At 67.8% G+C, this 16,624-nt stretch carries 15 protein-coding genes; 10 read left to right on the forward strand and 5 right to left on the reverse strand.

All coding sequences use genetic code 11. The features are described 5' to 3' along the window. Window positions 1-18 precede the first annotated feature (18 nt). Entirely contained in the window at window positions 19-1,497 is a 1,479-nt protein-coding gene (putP, locus tag D1793_RS01540) for a sodium/proline symporter PutP (RefSeq protein ID WP_119020578.1), read from the forward strand. 102 nt (window positions 1,498-1,599) lie between these two features. Here the strand turns inward: putP (D1793_RS01540) and D1793_RS01545 are convergent, their stop codons facing one another. Then, window positions 1,600-1,896, reverse strand: coding sequence for a hypothetical protein (locus D1793_RS01545; RefSeq protein WP_119020579.1), 297 nt, complete (start codon window positions 1,894-1,896; stop codon window positions 1,600-1,602). Window positions 1,897-2,175: 279 nt separating this feature from the next. On the opposite strand from D1793_RS01545, the gene D1793_RS01550 reads away from it, so the two are divergent. The 5 genes from D1793_RS01550 (at window position 2,176) to putA (ending at window position 10,193) form a co-directional block, all read left to right on the forward strand. After that, the gene (locus tag D1793_RS01550) at window positions 2,176-2,796 is read left to right on the forward strand and encodes an OmpW family outer membrane protein (RefSeq protein ID WP_119020580.1); all 621 of its coding nucleotides are present in this window, start codon (window positions 2,176-2,178) and stop codon (window positions 2,794-2,796) included. 215 nt (window positions 2,797-3,011) lie between these two features. Continuing rightward, window positions 3,012-3,605 carry an OmpW family outer membrane protein gene (locus D1793_RS01555; protein WP_119020581.1) on the forward strand — a complete coding sequence of 198 codons (594 nt, stop codon included), beginning with the start codon at window positions 3,012-3,014 and terminating at the stop codon, window positions 3,603-3,605. A gap of 203 nt (window positions 3,606-3,808) precedes the next feature. After that, window positions 3,809-4,432, forward strand: coding sequence for an OmpW family outer membrane protein (locus D1793_RS01560; protein ID WP_119020582.1), 624 nt, complete (start codon window positions 3,809-3,811; stop codon window positions 4,430-4,432). 505 nt (window positions 4,433-4,937) lie between these two features. After that, window positions 4,938-6,428 (forward strand): sodium/proline symporter PutP, encoded by a 1,491-nt coding sequence (gene putP / locus D1793_RS01565; protein WP_119020583.1) that lies wholly within the window; start codon window positions 4,938-4,940, stop codon window positions 6,426-6,428. 99 nt (window positions 6,429-6,527) lie between these two features. Then, window positions 6,528-10,193: a bifunctional proline dehydrogenase/L-glutamate gamma-semialdehyde dehydrogenase PutA gene (gene putA / locus D1793_RS01570; RefSeq protein WP_119020584.1), complete on the forward strand. Its 3,666-nt coding sequence runs from the start codon at window positions 6,528-6,530 to the stop codon at window positions 10,191-10,193. Between the two features lie 83 nt (window positions 10,194-10,276). Here putA and D1793_RS01575 read toward each other — a convergent pair whose 3' ends face one another. Then, on the reverse strand, window positions 10,277-10,609 hold the full coding sequence (locus tag D1793_RS01575; RefSeq protein ID WP_119020585.1) for a YqcC family protein: 333 nt from the start codon (window positions 10,607-10,609) through the stop codon (window positions 10,277-10,279). A gap of 318 nt (window positions 10,610-10,927) precedes the next feature. Here D1793_RS01575 and D1793_RS01580 point away from each other — a divergent pair, with 318 nt between their 5' ends. The 4 genes from D1793_RS01580 to D1793_RS01595 all read left to right on the forward strand — a co-directional run bounded on the left by D1793_RS01580 (window position 10,928) and on the right by D1793_RS01595 (window position 13,921). Continuing rightward, window positions 10,928-11,953, forward strand: a complete 1,026-nt coding sequence (locus D1793_RS01580) for a DUF3549 family protein (protein ID WP_119020586.1) — start codon at window positions 10,928-10,930, stop codon at window positions 11,951-11,953. A gap of 25 nt (window positions 11,954-11,978) precedes the next feature. Next, entirely contained in the window at window positions 11,979-12,416 is a 438-nt protein-coding gene (locus D1793_RS01585) for a RimK/LysX family protein (RefSeq protein WP_119023533.1), read from the forward strand. Window positions 12,417-12,456: 40 nt separating this feature from the next. After that, on the forward strand, window positions 12,457-13,365 hold the full coding sequence (gene rimK / locus D1793_RS01590) for a 30S ribosomal protein S6--L-glutamate ligase (RefSeq protein WP_110070476.1): 909 nt from the start codon (window positions 12,457-12,459) through the stop codon (window positions 13,363-13,365). Between the two features lie 112 nt (window positions 13,366-13,477). Continuing rightward, window positions 13,478-13,921: a hypothetical protein gene (locus tag D1793_RS01595; protein ID WP_110070475.1), complete on the forward strand. Its 444-nt coding sequence runs from the start codon at window positions 13,478-13,480 to the stop codon at window positions 13,919-13,921. 73 nt (window positions 13,922-13,994) lie between these two features. Here the strand turns inward: D1793_RS01595 and D1793_RS01600 are convergent, their stop codons facing one another. From D1793_RS01600 to D1793_RS01610, 3 genes are read right to left on the reverse strand one after another with little or no spacing between them, the layout of a single operon-like run. Beyond that, window positions 13,995-14,747, reverse strand: coding sequence for an ElyC/SanA/YdcF family protein (locus D1793_RS01600; RefSeq protein ID WP_240407752.1), 753 nt, complete (start codon window positions 14,745-14,747; stop codon window positions 13,995-13,997). Between the two features lie 31 nt (window positions 14,748-14,778). Next, window positions 14,779-15,351 (reverse strand): putative Fe-S cluster assembly protein SufT, encoded by a 573-nt coding sequence (gene sufT / locus D1793_RS01605; RefSeq protein ID WP_110070474.1) that lies wholly within the window; start codon window positions 15,349-15,351, stop codon window positions 14,779-14,781. Window positions 15,352-15,359: 8 nt separating this feature from the next. Continuing rightward, window positions 15,360-16,616 (reverse strand): cysteine desulfurase, encoded by a 1,257-nt coding sequence (locus tag D1793_RS01610; protein ID WP_119020587.1) that lies wholly within the window; start codon window positions 16,614-16,616, stop codon window positions 15,360-15,362. Window positions 16,617-16,624: the final 8 nt, after the last annotated feature.

Genomic DNA, 16,624 nt, shown 5'->3' on the forward strand with positions numbered 1-16,624 from the left:
AACTGAAGGAACCCCCTAATGGTTCAGAACAACATGGCCATCGGCTTCACCTTCGTGGTGTACCTGGCACTGATGCTCGGCATCGGCATCGTCGCCTACAAGCGCACCACCAACCTCTCCGACTATATCCTCGGCGGCCGCTCGCTCGGCCCCTGGACCTCGGCGATCTCCGCCGGCGCCTCGGACATGTCCGGCTGGCTGCTGCTCGGCCTGCCCGGCGCGGCCTACGTCAGCGGCATCTCGGCCAGCTGGATCGCCGTGGGCCTGCTGATCGGCACCTGGCTCAACTGGCTGATCGTGGCGCGCCGCCTGCGCCTCTACAGCTTCAAGGTCAGTGACGCCCTGACCCTGCCGGAGTACTTCGCCAACCGCTTCCAGGACAAGTCGCACCTGCTGCGGGTGATCTCGGCGATCTTCATCCTGATGTTCTTCCTCTTCTACACCAGCTCGGGCCTGGTGGCCGGCGGCCGGCTGTTCGAGACCGTGTTCGGCTTCGACTACCGCATCGCCGTCACCATCGGCACCCTGACCATCATCATGTACACCTTCATCGGTGGCTTCCTGGCGGTCTCCTGGACCGACCTGATCCAGGGCCTGATGATGGCGGCGGCGCTGGCCATCGTGCCGATCATCGCCTTCAGCGATCTCGGCGGGGCGAGCGGCGCCGGCGCGGCCCTGGCCGCCGAGAGCGAGTACATGCTGGCCTGGTTCCGCGACGCCTCCACCGGCGAGGCACTCTCCGTCATCGGCATCGTCAGCTCCCTGGCCTGGGGCCTCGGCTACTTCGGCCAGCCCCATATCCTGGCCCGCTTCGCCGCCATCCGCAGCGACCGTGACATCCCCGCCGCCCGCCGCATCGCGGTGAGCTGGACCGCCATCGCGCTGGTCAGCTCCATCGCCGTGGGCCTGCTCGGCGTGGGCTTCGTGCAGCGCGACCTGGCCGACGGCGAGACGGTGTTCATGGTGATGGTCAACCTGATCTTCCATCCGGTGATCGCCGGTATCCTGCTGGCCGCCATCCTGGCCGCCATCATGTCCACCGCCGACTCCCAGCTGCTGGTCTCCTCCTCGGCGCTGACCGACGACTTCTACAAGGCGATCTTCCGCAAGGAGGCCTCGCAGTCCGAGCTGGTGTGGGTGGGCCGCTTCGCGGTGATCGGCATCGCCGTGCTGGCCTACCTGCTGGCGCTCAACCCCGATGCCACCGTGCTGGACCTGGTCGCCTACGCCTGGGCCGGCTTCGGTGCCGCCTTCGGCCCGGCGCTGATCATGTCGCTCTACTGGCGCCGCATGAACAAGTGGGGCGCCCTGGCCGGCATCGTGGTGGGCGGCATCACCGTGGTGGTGTGGGCCGAGCTCTCCGGCGGGATCTTCGACCTCTACGAGATCGTGCCCGGGGTGATCTTCGCCTATATCGCCATCGTGGTGGCGAGCCTGGCCACCGAGGAGCCGACGGACGCCATCACCGCCGACTTCGACACCTTCGATCAGGCCTGAGTGCCGGGGGCCTGGCCCCTGCCACCCTGAACCGGAAAGCCGCCCCACGGGGCGGCTTTCTGCATTCCGGCGTGGCCAGGGAGCAGTGGCAGGGGGAGAGACTCAGGCCAGCAGCGCTCTTCCCACGAGCAGCAGGGCAAACAGCGCAAGCGCCACCTGGCTCCAGGGCGGCGACAGCAGCCGATGACCCCGGCGACGCGGGGCCTGCAGCGCCAGCGGGCGCAGGAAGGCGGCGCCCAGGGCCCACAGCCCGAGCAGGATGGCCGGCAGCCGCAGCGCCGTGGGCAGCCCCTGGAGCAGTGCCGGCTCCAGCAGCAGCCACACCGCCAGGAACGCCGCGACCAGCAGCGAGATTTCGGGCTCCCACCTCGCGCGACTCAGGCGCTGGGCAATCCGCATGGGTCTTCCCCCTGGCTTCTCCTTGTCCTCCCTCAAGTCAAGACGATTTCCGCCCGGAGCGCGAACCGTCGATTCCGCAGCGCGAAAAATCTTGTACAGCAAGGCCCGCTCCTGTGCCCCGCCGCCACCGCCGAAATCTCCCGTGATGCCGCCCATCAGGGTCTATCACGGCCATCCAAAATCTTTACAAGACTTCTACCAAATGTTTTTCTATAGTCAGAATGTACAAGAAAAACCCCTCGGGCCTGTGACGCCCATGATCGATGCGAGGATCCCCTGATGAACAAGCACTTCCTTCTCACTGCCGCCCTGCTCTCCGCCGGGGGCCTCGTCGCCAGCCAGGCGGCCCTGGCCTACCAGGCGGGCGATATCTTTGTGCGCGGCGGCATCGCCCAGACCGACGTCAAGTCCAACAATGGCAACCTAACGGCCGACAACCTGCGCCTGGATGTCTCCGATGAGCGAGGCCTCTACTACGGCGTCGGGTATCTCTTTACCGATAACCTCGGCATCGAGCTCAGCGGCCAGGAAAAGGTCGAGCACAGTCTTAACCTGGAAGCTCTGGGCGATATCGGCAGCGTCGATCGGATGCCGATCAATCTGCTGGTCAACTACTACCCCATGGGCGGCATGGACTCCCGCGTGCAGCCCTACGTGGGCGCCGGCCTCAACTACACCCGCTTCTCCGGCGAGGATACCCCTCTGCCGATAGACGTGCGCCGAAGCTATGGTGCCATCGGCCAGCTGGGCGTGGATCTCGCCGTGGCCCAGGGCCTGATGCTCAACGGCTTCGTGAGCTACGCCGACGTCTCGGCGGACGTGCGGCTCGACGGCGACAAGATCGGCGAAGCCAAGATCGATCCCATGACCATCGGTGGCGGCATCACCTACCGCTTCTGATTCCTACCTAACTTCTGCCACGGCGCCGGGCACCTGCCCGGCGCCTTCGCGTCCGACCTTCCCCCTTCTCGCTCGACCCGCGGTGATAAGAACTTTCACAATTCTTGACCACTCGTGACGGGACATTTGGAAACACCGTTTCCTATAATACCTTCGTCACAAGCCACCGGGCGTTCCGGCTAGGCTCTTGCGTGAAGCAACAGGAGGATCCTGACATGCGTACCACTCGACTGATCACCGCCGCCGCCATCGCCGCCAGCTGCGCCTTCGCCAGCCAGGCCGCCCTGGCCTACAGCGCCGGCGACACCTTCGTGCGCGGCGGCTTCGCCAAGTCCGACACCCGCTCCGACAACGGCGTGCTCGACGGCGTCAGCAGCGGCGAGACCGGCTTCACCTTCGGCGCCGGCTACCTGTTCCACGACAACATCGGCGTGGAGCTCAACAGCTCCGAGAAGATCGAGCACACCATCAGCGCCGGTGGCGATACTGGGACCATCGACCGGATGCCGGTCAACCTGCTGGTCAACTACTACCCGCTGGGCGGCCTGGACTCCCGCGTGCAGCCCTACGTGGGCGCCGGCCTCAACTACACCCGCTTCTCCGGCGAGCCGGAGGGCGTGGATGCCCGCCGCAGCTACGGCGCCGTGGGCCAGGTGGGCGTGGATCTCGCCATCACCGATAACCTGATGCTCAACGGCTTCGCCAACTATGCCGACGTGGACTCGCGCCTCTCCGTGGACGGCGAGCGCATCGGCACCGCCAAGGTGGACCCGATGACCATTGGCGGCGGCGTGACCCTGCGCTTCTGATCGCCTGACGAAGGCGCCGCTGACCCAAGACGCCGGGCCCTGGCCCGGCGTCTTGCCGTCTGGGGGTCGGAAAGTTGTACCGAACAACTCTTGCCCTGGATCAAGAACGCCTCCAGGCGGACTGATTACACTGGCGACATCCCCTGGCAGGCCAAGCACTGCCATCTGTCAATGCCCAACAGCATCAACAAGGAGTCGCCTCCATGCGCAAGACCCTCCCCACCCTGCTGGCCGCCGGCCTGGCCGCTGCCGCCTTCACCACCAGCACCCAGGCCCTGGCCTACGGCGCCGGCGACTTCTTTACCCGCCTGGGCGTGGCCAAGGTAGCGCCGAAGAGTGATAACGGTGCAGTAGTCAACGACACTGTTGCTGTTGACGTTCAGGACGACACCAATTTTGCCTTTACCCTGGGCTACCGCTTCCACGACAACGTCGGCGTCGAACTGCTGGCGGCCCTGCCCTTCGAGCATGACATCAACCTGGGTGGCCAGAACCTGGCGTCCACCAAGCATCTGCCGCCAACCCTGACCGTGCAGTACTACCCGCTGGGCGGCACCGCGGCCCTGGTGCAGCCCTATGTGGGCGTGGGCGTCAACTACACCCGCTTCTCCAGCGAGAAGAGCGCACTTGGCGACCTGAACCTCGACAGCTCCTGGGGCGCCGCCGGCCAGGTGGGCGTGGACCTGCTGATCAACGACAACTGGGCGCTCAACGCCGCCGCCTGGTATATCGATATCGACACTGACGCCAGCCTGGATGGTACTCCGATCGGCAAGGTAGAGATCGACCCTTGGGTGGTGATGGGCGGCATCAGCTACCGCTTCTGATCCTCCCTTCGCGCCACGACGAGGCCCGCCACTGGCGGGCCTCGTTGCGTTGGCAGGGGCGAAATCCTCCCGCCATCACCACCGCTCCACCGAGCCCTTAAGTGCGTTCACACAGCGTGAAATGCTGACTCGTCGCGATACGGACTAGTATTAACGCTACATTTCCTTTTCCTGAAGGGGGCTCGACATGTCGAGCGCTGCCCGCCGGACCGCCCCAGCGGCGTCATGCCGAAAGGCCCCATCCTCCCTGACCGGTACGTGCCGCCCGTTGGCCGCCCCCTCGACGGCACGCCACTTTCCACCCAGCTGGAGCCAGAGTGATCCGGCTTGGCTGCTACGCTATTCAAATGACGTTGAGCAGGCCCCGGCATGACAGGCAACAGCGTCTTGTGATGCCGACAAGAAGCGCAGTGACAACAAGAACCCCGCGCTGCTACCGGACCCCGAACGGTAGATGCGTTATCCAGCCGGAGTCAGCTTCGGCCCACTGAACTGGAGACGTTTCATGGCTACTGGAGTCTGGATCAGCCTGTTTGGCTACTTTGCGCTCATGATCGCCATCGGCATCTATGCCATGCGCAAATCCACATCCTCGTCCGAAGACTACATGCTGGGTGGACGAGCCCTCAGCCCTCAGGTGGCGGCCCTGTCGGCCGGTGCCTCGGACATGAGCGGCTGGCTGCTGCTGGGTTTGCCCGGGGCGCTGTTCGTTTCCGGCCTGGGCTCGGCCTGGATCGGCATCGGCCTGCTCGTGGGCGCGTTCTTCAACTGGACCCTGGTCGCACCGCGCCTGCGTGAGCAGACGGTTCACTACGGCAACGCCATTACCATCCCGGAGTTCCTGGCGAATCGCTTCCCGACCCGGGCGCTGCCGCTGCGGACGGTATCCGCCATCGTCATCGTCATCTTCTTCGCGGTCTACACGGCCTCCGGCCTGGTGGCCGGCGGCAAGCTGTTCGAAAGCGCGTTCTCGGGCATCTACAACTTCGGTGGCATGAGCGATTACGCCATGGGGGTGGTGATCACGCTGGGCGTGGTGCTTGTCTATACGGTAGTGGGCGGCTTCCTGGCCGTGAGCCTGACCGACTTCGTGCAGGGCTGCATCATGATGCTGGCGCTGGTGCTGATGCCGACGGTGGTGCTCTTCGGGGAAGGCGGCGGCGGTTTCTCCCAGGCGTCCGAGACCCTCAATAGCGTCGACCCCACCCTGCTGTCCTGGACGGCGGGACTGACCTTCATCGGCTGGCTCTCGGCGGTGGCCTGGGGGCTTGGCTATTTCGGGCAGCCACACATCATCGTGCGCTTCATGGCCATCCGCTCTCTCAAGGACGTGCCCGTCGCCCGCAACATCGGCATGAGCTGGATGGCGATCTCCCTGATCGGCGCCATCTCGCTCGGCATCTTCGGCCGCGCCTACGCGGTGCGAAACGGCCTGGATGTCCAGGATCCGGAGACCATCTTCATCATCCTGGCGAACCTGCTGTTCCACCCGCTGATCACCGGCTTCCTCTACGCGGCGCTGCTGGCCGCGATCATGAGCACCATCTCCAGTCAGCTGCTGGTGTCCTCCTCCTCGCTGACCGAGGACTTCTATCGCCTGTTCCTGCGCAAGGAGGCCAGCGAGAAGGAGCTCGTGGCCATCGGCCGGGCCTGCGTGGTGATCGTCGGCCTGGTGGCGGTCGTCATCGCCTCCGACGAGGACTCCCAGGTGCTGGGCCTGGTCAGCAACGCCTGGGCCGGCTTCGGTGCCGCCTTTGGCCCGCTGATCATCCTGTCGTTGATGTGGCCGCGCACCAACGGTGCCGGTGCCATTGCCGGCATGGTGGTGGGTGCCGCCACCGTCATGATCTGGATCTCGCTCGGCTGGAGCGGCTCCTTCATGGGCGGGCCCGGCATCTACGAGATCATTCCCGGCTTCATCGCCTCCATGGTGGCCATCGTGGTGGTGAGCAGCCTCACCGCCGATGCCGGCGAGTATCAGCACATCCATCGCTAGAAGGGCACCTGACACGCCCGGCGCAATGAAAGGGGTCCTGCGGGAGCCCTTTCAGCTGTCATCTCAACGCGGAGTGTCACAACCCCAGGGAGTCAGAGCATGAACAAGGCAGACCTTCACCCCCAGGGCGCCGTGAGCGAGGCTCGTGCACGTATCCGCGCCCACTATTCCGCCGATGAGGCTACGGTGCTCAATGGGCTCGTCGGACAGCTGCGGCTGTCGGAGGAGGAGCGGCGGCGAGTGGCCGACGCCGGCGCCGGATATGTGGAGCGCGTGCGCAAGGAGAAGAAGCCCTCGATGATGGAGGCGTTCCTGGCCGAATACGGCCTCTCCACCGCCGAGGGCGTGGGGCTCATGTGCCTGGCCGAGGCGCTGCTGCGCGTGCCCGATGCGGAGACCATCGACGACCTGATCCACGACAAGATCGAGCCCTCCGACTGGGGCGCCCACCTGGGCAAGTCCTCCTCCTCGATGGTCAACGCCTCGACCTGGGCGCTAATGCTGACCGGCAAGGTGCTGGACGACGACCCCAAGGGGCCGGTGCGGGCGCTGCGCGGCCTGGTCCGCCGCATGGGCGAGCCGGTAGTGCGCACCGCGGTGGGCCAGTCGATGAAGATCCTCGGGCGCCAGTTCGTGCTCGGCCAGACCATCGAGGAGGGCATGAAGAATGCCCGCGAGCTCGAGAAGCAGGGCTACACCTACTCCTACGACATGCTGGGCGAGGCAGCCCGCACCGACGAGGATGCCAGGCGCTACCACGCGGCCTACGCCAAGGCGATCACCGCCATCGCCAAGCAGGCCAAGGGCGACGTGCGCGGCAGCCCCGGCATCTCGGTGAAGCTCTCGGCGCTGCATCCGCGCTATGAGTACACCCACCGCGACACGGTGATGACCGAGCTCCTGCCCCGCGCCCTGGAGCTGGTACGGCAGGCGGCCAAGGCCAATATCGGCTTCAACATCGACGCCGAGGAGCAGGACCGGCTGGATCTTTCCCTCGATATCATCGAGGCGCTGATGGCCGATCCTTGCCTGGATGGCTGGGACGGCTTCGGCGTCGTGGTGCAGGCCTATGGGCGCCGCGCCGGACCGGTGATCGAGGCGCTCTACGACCTCGCCGAACGGTTCGACCGCCGGATCATGGTGCGGCTGGTTAAGGGGGCCTACTGGGATACCGAGATCAAGCTCTCCCAGGAGATGGGGGTCGAGACCTTCCCGGTCTTCACCCGCAAGGTCAACACCGACGTCAGCTACATGGCCTGCGCCCAGCTGCTGCTCGACCGGCGCGACCGCATCTACCCCCAGTTCGCGACCCACAACGCCCATACCTGTGCCGCCGTGGTCGCCATGGCGGGAGACGACAAGGAGAGCTACGAGTTCCAGCGCCTGCACGGCATGGGCGAGTCGCTGCACCAGATCGTCAAGCAGGCGGAGGGCACCCACTGCCGCATCTACGCCCCGGTGGGTGCGCACCGCGACCTGCTGGCCTACCTGGTGCGCCGCCTGCTGGAGAACGGCGCCAACTCCTCCTTCGTGAACCAGGTGGTGGACGCCTCGATTCCGCCGAACCAGGTCTCGAAGGACCCGGTGGCCGGGATGCAGCAGCTGGGGGACGCCATCTCGAGCCCGCTGATCCGCCAGCCCGGCGAGCTCTTCGCTCCCGAGCGCAGGAATTCCAAGGGCTACCGGATCAACGAACCCGCCTCGATCCTGCCGCTGCTCGAGGCGCGTGAGGGCTTCGCCGACGCCACCTGGACCGCCGGCCCCATGCTGGCGGGCAGCCCAGCACCCCGGGGGGAGGCTCGCGATGTGGTCTCCCCTGCCGACACCTCCCGGGTGGTGGGCCGGGTGCATGAGGCAACCCCGGAGGAGGTGTCGGCCGCCCTCGACGCCGCCGAGGCCGGTTTCGCTGACTGGTCGGCGCGGCCGGCGGCCGAGCGTGCCGAGGTGCTGCGCCGCACCGCCGACCTTTATGAAGAGCACATCGCCGAGCTGACCGTGATCACCACCCGCGAGGCGGGCAAGATGATGTTCGACGGCATCGCCGAGGTGCGCGAGGCGGTGGACTTCCTGCGCTACTACGCCAATGAGGGCGAGCGACTCGAGGCGGAGGCGCCCGGCAGCGCCCGCGGCATCTTCGTCTGCATCAGCCCCTGGAACTTCCCGCTGGCCATCTTCACCGGCCAGATCGCCGCGGCCCTGGCCGCCGGCAACGCCGTGCTCGCCAAGCCCGCCGAGCAGACGCCGCTGATCGCCGCCCGCGCCGTCGAGCTGATGCGCGAGGCCGGCCTGCCCGAGGCGGCCCTGCAGCTGCTGCCCGGCGACGGGCCGACGGTGGGCGGACCCTTGACCAGCGATCCGCGCATCGCCGGGGTCTGCTTCACCGGCTCGACCCCGGTGGCGCAGATCATCCACCAGGCCCTGGCCCGGAATGCCGGGCCGGATGCGGTGCTGATCGCCGAGACCGGCGGGCTCAATGCGATGATCGTCGACTCCACGGCGCTCACCGAGCAGGCGGTGCGCGACATCCTGATCTCCTCCTTCCAGTCGGCCGGCCAGCGCTGCTCGGCGCTCAGGATGCTCTACGTCCAGGAGGAGGCGCGCCAGCGCCTGCTCGACATGCTCGACGGCGCCATGGACGCGCTCACCATCGGCGACCCCTGGAACACCGACACCGACGTCTCGCCGGTGATCGACGCCGAGGCCCAGGCCGAGATCGGCGCCTATGTGGCGGCCCAGGCGAAGGCCGGCAAGGTGATCAAGACGCTGCCCGTGCCGGATGTCGGCACCTTCGTCACCCCGGCGGTGGTCGAGGTCGGGGGCATCGAGGAGCTCGAACGCGAGATCTTCGGCCCGGTGCTGCACGTGGCCACCTTCAAGGCCCGCGACCTCGACAAGGTGGTCGACGCGATCAACGACCGGGGGTACGGGCTGACCTTCGGCCTGCATACCCGGATCGACGACCGGGTCCAGCAGATCGTCGAACGGCTCCATGTGGGCAACATCTACGTGAACCGCAACCAGATCGGTGCCATCGTCGGTTCCCAGCCCTTCGGTGGCGAGGGCCTCTCGGGCACCGGGCCCAAGGCCGGCGGCCCGCTCTATGTGGCCCGCTTCCGCCGCACCGCCGCCGCGGAGCAGCACGAGGCACCGACGGGAAATGCCGTGTCCCTCGGTGATCTGCAGTCGGCCCTGGATGCCCTGGACGCCCGCAACTGGGCGGCGCGTCCCGATCGGGTCGAGGTACTGCGCCGCACGCTGTCGGGGAAGCGTGGTGTGATCCGCAAGGCGCTGGCCGAGACCGCGGCCCTGGACCTGACCCCGCAGACCCTGCCGGGGCCGACGGGAGAGAGCAACCGGCTTTCGTTCTATCCGAAGGGCCCGGTGCTCTGCCTGGGGCCGACCCTGGAGATCGCCATCGCCCAGGCGGCCCAGGCGCTGGGCGCGGGCTGTGCGGCGGTGCTCGTCGCCCCGGGGGCGGCCCAGGCCGTGCAGCCGCTGGTCGATGCCGGGGCGCCCGTGGTCGGCCTCGATGGCCGCCTCGAGGCCGAGACGCTGAGCCAGGTCAGCGGCATTGCGGCCGTGGCCGCGGCCGGTGCCAGCGACTGGACCCGCGAGCTTCGCATGGCCCTGGCTGAGCGCGACGGGGCCATCGTACCACTGGAGACCCAGACCATCGCCCCGGAACGCTATGTGGTGGAGCGCCACCTGTGCATCGACACCACCGCCGCGGGCGGCAACGCCAGCCTGCTGGCGACGGCCGAGTAGACCCGCCGGCCCGGGAGGGCCGGCGTGCTACGGCGTGTCATCGGGTGCCTGTGGCAGCCGCAAGGCCACAGGCCACCACGGCCTCAGTTCTCGGTGACCAGCCGGTCGACCGACGCCACGGCCTGGATCAGCATCCGCCCCTCGACCCCGCTGACCCCGGACTGGGCCAGCCACGCCTCCACGGCGGGGGCTACCTCGCACTTCGCCGGCATCGGTGCCCGCGCCTCCACCAGCGCCTCCAGGCGCACGATGAAGACGAAGCGCAGCCACTGGGGCAGCGACATGGTGTCGGCACAGAAGGGCTCGACGCTCTCGAAAGCGATGGGGTCTGGTCGGGCCATTCGCCACTGGTCGGTGGCGCGCATGGTGGCTTCCAGCTCGCGCAGGGCCGCCGCCAGCTCCTGATGAACACTCATGGTGACGTCCTCTGGTGCATGAGCCACCATTATCCCCACCGGCTCCCTCCCCGACCACCCCACCGCACGCTCATCGCCGGGCGCAATCCCCGGGGTTGTGCACAGCGCGACGGCGTCTCGGGCAGCGTTGTGCACAGTTCACAGTTTTCCTGAACGGGGCTGTGGATAAACTCTGGAAAGGCGTCCAGGGGCCACGTCTCACGGGCCTCGCCGCGCATCGTTCAAGAATTGACCAGCCACCCCCTCCCGGCCGCCCCGAAGCTGCTGACAGCAAGGCACGACCAAGGTAGAGTGCACGGTTCGACGACGGGAGAGAGCATGCAGCCCATCAACACCTTACATGACTTCTTCGTGCGCAGCGGCGCCGCGGTACGGCTCTACCATCTGGGCAGACGCGTCGAGCCCTGCGAGATGGCGACCCTGGCGGCCTTCGAGGCGGGCGAGCAGGCCTGGCCGGCCCCCTGGCAGGGCCAGGCGCGTCTCGGCCTGGTGTTCCGCCTGGGTGACATGCCCGAGCCGGTCATCTGGTTCCTCGCCCTGCCCCTGGACGAACAGGGCCAGCTGGTGCCGGCGCCCCGCGACGCCTTCCTGCAGCGCCTGCTGGAGACCCTGGGGCGCAGCGTGCAAAGCGTCGGGCGCGAGGACGGCGAGGCAGTGGACAACCTGATGAAGGACAACCCGCTCGCCTTCACGCCCTCGCTGCCCTTTCAGGCCCTGCTGCATGCCCGTGCCAGCCTCGACCTGGACCTGCCGGCCAGCCAGCATCTGGAGCCGGTGGAGGCCTACCTGAGCGGCCAGCAGCCCATCGACTGGCAGGCCCTGGGCCTGCAGGGACTGGCGGACTTCGTCGTGCGCATGGACGCCGATGAGCAGGCCCGGCTGGCCACCCGACTGCCCGAGCTGCCCCACGAAGTGCTCACCTCGCTGTGCTACTGTCTGGAGCATGTGGCCATCGGGGCTGGCCTTGCCCGGGCACTGCGCGACTGCGGCGAGGCGGCGGCACGGGCCGGCGACATCGAAGCGTTCTCCGCCTGCGTGCGCGCCGTGGCCGGCGCCGAGAGCGAGCTGGCCGGCGCCTGGTACGACGAGCTGCTGGCCGATGACGACGCCTGCGGCCCCGACCTGCTGGCGGCCATGGCCGGGCGCGGCTGGCGCCACCTGGAGGATGGCGAGCGGCTGCCCAGCTTCCTCGGACGACTGGCCAACTGTGAGGCCGCCGACTTCATGAGCGTGGCCCGCGACCTCGCGCTGGTGCCGCGGCTGCGGCTGCCGGTGCTGATGACCCTGCGCGAGGCCGCCCCGGAGAGCCCGATCGGCCGCCGGCTGGCCGCCCTGACCCGCTGACAGGCCTGCAAGGATTCCCATGAGCATGAGAGAACTGCCCTACACCCCCAAGGCGGTGATCGGCCGTCGTGAGATGGTGGAACTGCCGGAGATGCACCTGACCCTGTGCGCCAAGGCCGACACCGGCGCGCGCACCTCGGCGCTGCACGCCGAGGATATCGAATCCTTCGAGGAGGACGGCCACCTGTGGGTCAGCTTCACGACGCGCAGCGGCGGCCCGCACACGCCGCCCCACGTGTTCCGCATGCACCTGCATGACCGCCGCAAGGTACGCAGCTCCAACGGCCAGGAGGAGTGGCGCTATGTGATCCGCACCAGCATGCGCCTGGGCGAGCTGGAGTTCCCGGTGGAGCTGACCCTGACCGACCGCCGCAACATGCGCCACCCCATGCTGCTGGGCCGCCGCGCCCTGCGCCGTCTGCTGGTGGCGCCCGGCGCCGCCTTCCTCCACGGCGAACCCTGAAGCGAACGCCACCCCGACCCCCGGCCACTGGAGCCCCTCGATGCATATCGCGCTGCTGTCACGCAACCGCAATCTCTACTCCACCCGCCGCCTGGTGGAAGCCGCCGAACAGCGGGGCCACAGCATCCGGGTGGTGGATACCCTGCGCTGCTACATGAGCATCGCCGCCCACCATCCCTCGATCCACCTCAAGGGCGAGGAGCTCGAGCCCTTCGACGCGGTGATCCCGCGCATCGGTGCCTCGGTGACCTTCTACGGCTGCGCCGTGCTGCGCCAGTTCGAGATGATGGGCACCTACGTGATCAACGACTCGGTGGCCATCACCCGCTCCCGGGACAAGCTGCGCTCACTGCAGCTGCTCTCCCGCAAGGGGCTGGGCCTGCCGATCACCGGCTTCGCCCACTCGCCCGACGACATCCCCGATCTGATCACCATGGTCAAGGGGGCACCGCTGGTCATCAAGCTGCTGGAGGGCACCCAGGGCATCGGCGTGGTGCTGGCGGAGACCAACCAGGCCGCCGAGAGCGTGATCCAGGCCTTCATGGGCATGAAGGCCAACATCATGGTACAGGAGTACATCAAGGAGGCCCGCGGCGCCGATATCCGCTGCTTCGTGATCGGCGACAAGGTGGTGGCGGCCATGAAGCGCCAGGCCGCCGAGGGGGAGTTCCGCTCCAACCTGCACCGCGGCGGCACCGCCAGCGTGATCCGCATCACGCCGGAGGAGCGCTCCACGGCGATCCGCGCCGCCAAGGCCATGGGCCTGCGGGTGGCAGGCGTGGACCTGCTGCGCTCCAACCACGGCCCGGTGATCATGGAGGTCAACTCCTCCCCCGGCCTGCAGGGCATCGAGACCGCCACCGGCAAGGACATCGCCGGCCTGATCATCGAGCATATCGAGAAGAATGCCGCCCCCAACCGCAAGGCACCGCCTAAACCCAAGGGGTAATTGCCAGAACGCCGCCGGCCAGGCCCAATAGGGGGATATTTATTCCTTCCCGGGGGTAGTAAAACAGTGTTTCCCCGGCCACAATCTGCGTCACCGGAGGAGGTGACCGCTCATGTTTCTCGACAATCGCCAGGTGGCGATGGACAGCGCCCTGGAGGCGCTGGCCGACAGCATCGACTATTTCCAGGACAATCTGGAGCGCCTGCGCCCAGCCCTGCGTGACACCCTGAAGCCTCACTACGAGGCCAGGAGCCGGTCGATGCGCGAGCTTCAGGAGCTGTCACGCAAGCATCTCAACATGCTGCCCCGCGATGCCGACGTGGAGCGCGACGACTACATGTGGCTGTGGAGCCGGCTGAAGAGCTTCGTCGGCAACGAGAGCCAGGTGGTGATCGGCGAGCTCCTCGAGCAGGAGCGGGTGCTGATGCAGGCCCTCTCGACCCTCTATACCCATCCCCTGCCCGATGCCATCGAGCCGGTGATCGAGGAGTGCTGGAAGGGCTGCCGCGCACTAATCCGCGAGCTCTACGCCCAGCAAAAGCCGCGCCGGCGCTGAGCCCGGCGCCTCAGCTTCACCGCACCTTCAGGGCCCCTCACTTTCAGGGCCCTTCACTTTTCGCCCCTCCCCGTCAGCCGCCCTCGCCGGTGATGCCATCGTCTTCCGCGGGAGCCTCGCCGTCGGCAGTGAACAGCCAGGCTTCCCAGGAGCGCGGGGCAATCTCCAGCGGCTCCAGCGGCCCCAGGAAGTAGGGCTCGCGTCCCCACACATAGAGATCCCCCAGGGTGGCCACCCGCGCCACCCACTCCCGTGCCTGCAGCCGCCACTCTCCGCTGACCTTGCGCGAGGGCGATGGCACCGCGCAGCCGGTGACCTCCAGCCCCAGCGCATCGGCGATGAACAGCGCCCGGGGCAGGTGCCAGGCCTGGGTGATCAGCAGCGCCTGCTCGACGCCGAACACCTCCCGAGCCCGGGCCAGGGTGTCGAAGGTGCTGAAGCCGGCGTAGTCCAGCGTCAGGTCGGCATCGGCCACCTGGCGACCGCGCAGGTCGCGCCACATGGTCACGGGCTCGTTGTAGAAGCGGGTACGGTTGTCGCCGGAGAGCAGCAGGTGATCGACGCGGCCCAGGCGCAGCAGCCGGGCCGAGGCGCTCATGCGCGCATCGAAGTAGGGATTGCGAACGCCGCTGCGGGTCCAGTGGGAGGTGCCGAAGACGATCCCCACCCGCTCGCCGCCGCACAGCGGCAGGGTGTGCTCGATGCGCGAGTGGGTCCGGCCCAGCACCCAGAGATTGGCTGCCACGAACAGCAGGGCCGCCAGCAGCGCGGCGGCCCCCAGGGTCATCAGCAGCCCCCGCAGGGCCTTCCAGGCGGTTCGCTTCATGGCCCTCCCCGGGCGTGTGGCCAGGCCGCCGTCAGAACATGCCGAGTTCGAGCCGGGCCTCTTCGCTCATCATCTCACGACTCCAGGGCGGATCGAAGACGATCTCGGTATGCACCTTGCTGATCTGCGGGGCACCGAGGATCTTGTTGCGCGCGTCGGCGGCGATCACATCCCCCATGCCGCAGCCGGGGGCGGTCAGGGTCATGCGGATGGTGACGATACGCTCGCCGCTGATCAGCCGCTCGATGCGACAGCCGTAGACCAGCCCCAGGTCGACGATGTTGACCGGGATCTCCGGGTCGAAGCAGGTACGCAGCTGGTCCCAGACGAACTGCTCGATCTCCTCCTCGGAGGCGTCCTCGGCCAGGGTCGGCCGCGGCAGGGCCTCCAGGCCCAGGGCGTCGAGGTTGGCGCCCTCGATCAGGTAGAGGCGACCCTCGAAGCCGACGCTGACCGTGCTGCCCTTGGCCTGCATCACGCTGACGATGCTGTCCTCGGCCAGGGTGACGGTCTTGCCGAAGGGAATGGAGATCGCCTCCACGTCACGCTGCAGCGGCAGGGTCTGCCCCTTCTCGAGGCTGGCTATCTGCTCGATTTCGCTCATGGGCGTCCTTAGCGCACCATGCCGATGACGCGGGTCAGCGCCTCGGCGAAGGTGTCGATCTCGTCCAAGGTGTTGTAGGCGGCAAACGACGCCCGGCAGGTGGCATCCACGCCGAACTGGGCCAGCAGCGGCTGGGCGCAGTGGTGGCCGGTGCGGATCGCCACGCCGAGCTGGTCGATCAGCAGGCCGATGTCCTGGGCGTGGGCGCCCTCGACCACAAACGACAGCACCCCCGCCTTGCCCGGGGCGGTGCCCAGGATGCGCAGTCCGTCGATGTGTGACACCGCGGCGGTAGCGTGCTCGAGCAGACGGTTCTCCCAGGCCCCGATGGCGCCCAGGCCAACGCCTGACACCCACTGGAGCGCCACGCCCAGGGCGATCACCTCGGCGATGGCCGGGGTGCCGGCCTCGAACTTGTGGGGGATCTCGGCGAAGGTGGTGCCGGCCTCGAAGGAGACCGTCCTGATCATCTCGCCGCCGCCCTGCCAGGGCGGCATCGCCTCGAGCAGCGCCGCCTTGCCGTAGAGCACGCCCACCCCGGTCGGGCCATAGACCTTGTGGCCGGAGAAGGCATAGAAGTCGGCGTCGATGTCGCGCACGTCCACCGTCTGGTGGGGGGTGGCCTGGGCGCCATCCACCAGGATCAGCGCGCCCTGGGCGTGGGCGATGGCGGCCATCGTCTTGACCGGGTTGACGGTGCCGAAGGCATTGGAGACGTGGTTGACCGCCACCAGCCGGGTGCGCTCGGTGAAGAGTCCCCGGTAGGCGTCGAGGTCCAGCACGCCGCGCTCGTCCACCGGGATCACCTTGATGGTGAAGCCGAGCTCGGCGGCCAGGAGCTGCCAGGGCACGATATTGGAGTGGTGCTCCAGGCGCGAGATCAGCACCTCGTCGCCGGCCTTCAGGTTGGCGCGGCCCCAGCTGTTGGCCACCAGGTTGATCGCCTCGGTGGTGCCGCGGGTGAAGATGATCTCGCGATGCTCGGCCGCGTTCAGGAAGCCGCGCACCGTCTCCCGGGTGCCCTCGAAGGCCGCGGTGGCCTCGTCCGCCAGGGTGTGCAGGCCGCGGTGGATGTTGGCGTTGTAGCGACTGTAGTAGTCGTCGAACGCCGCGATCACCTGCCGCGGGGTCTGGCTGGTGGCCGCGTTGTCGAGATAGACCAGCGGCCGGCCGTGCACCTGGCGAGCGAGGATCGGAAAGTCCGCGCGGATCGCCGCCACGTCCAGGACGGGCGCGTCGGCATCGCGGGTAGCCAGTTCAGTCATGGCGAGTT

The organism is Halomonas sp. JS92-SW72 (assembly GCF_003547075.1).
Classification (GTDB): Bacteria; Pseudomonadota; Gammaproteobacteria; order Pseudomonadales; family Halomonadaceae; genus Halomonas; species Halomonas alkalicola.

Excerpts from the sequence above, each read along its gene's own strand:
- putP (WP_119020578.1), top strand. The coding sequence starts at position 19 with ATGGTTCAGAACAACATGGCCATCGGCTTCACCTTCGTGGTGTACCTG.
- D1793_RS01545 (WP_119020579.1), bottom strand. The coding sequence starts at position 1,896 with ATGCGGATTGCCCAGCGCCTGAGTCGCGCGAGGTGGGAGCCCGAAATC.
- D1793_RS01550 (WP_119020580.1), top strand. The coding sequence starts at position 2,176 with ATGAACAAGCACTTCCTTCTCACTGCCGCCCTGCTCTCCGCCGGGGGC.
- D1793_RS01555 (WP_119020581.1), top strand. The coding sequence starts at position 3,012 with ATGCGTACCACTCGACTGATCACCGCCGCCGCCATCGCCGCCAGCTGC.
- D1793_RS01560 (WP_119020582.1), top strand. The coding sequence starts at position 3,809 with ATGCGCAAGACCCTCCCCACCCTGCTGGCCGCCGGCCTGGCCGCTGCC.
- putP (WP_119020583.1), top strand. The coding sequence starts at position 4,938 with ATGGCTACTGGAGTCTGGATCAGCCTGTTTGGCTACTTTGCGCTCATG.
- putA (WP_119020584.1), top strand. The coding sequence starts at position 6,528 with ATGAACAAGGCAGACCTTCACCCCCAGGGCGCCGTGAGCGAGGCTCGT.
- D1793_RS01575 (WP_119020585.1), bottom strand. The coding sequence starts at position 10,609 with ATGAGTGTTCATCAGGAGCTGGCGGCGGCCCTGCGCGAGCTGGAAGCC.
- D1793_RS01580 (WP_119020586.1), top strand. The coding sequence starts at position 10,928 with ATGCAGCCCATCAACACCTTACATGACTTCTTCGTGCGCAGCGGCGCC.
- D1793_RS01585 (WP_119023533.1), top strand. The coding sequence starts at position 11,979 with ATGAGAGAACTGCCCTACACCCCCAAGGCGGTGATCGGCCGTCGTGAG.
- rimK (WP_110070476.1), top strand. The coding sequence starts at position 12,457 with ATGCATATCGCGCTGCTGTCACGCAACCGCAATCTCTACTCCACCCGC.
- D1793_RS01595 (WP_110070475.1), top strand. The coding sequence starts at position 13,478 with ATGTTTCTCGACAATCGCCAGGTGGCGATGGACAGCGCCCTGGAGGCG.
- D1793_RS01600 (WP_240407752.1), bottom strand. The coding sequence starts at position 14,747 with ATGAAGCGAACCGCCTGGAAGGCCCTGCGGGGGCTGCTGATGACCCTG.
- sufT (WP_110070474.1), bottom strand. The coding sequence starts at position 15,351 with ATGAGCGAAATCGAGCAGATAGCCAGCCTCGAGAAGGGGCAGACCCTG.
- D1793_RS01610 (WP_119020587.1), bottom strand. The coding sequence starts at position 16,616 with ATGACTGAACTGGCTACCCGCGATGCCGACGCGCCCGTCCTGGACGTG.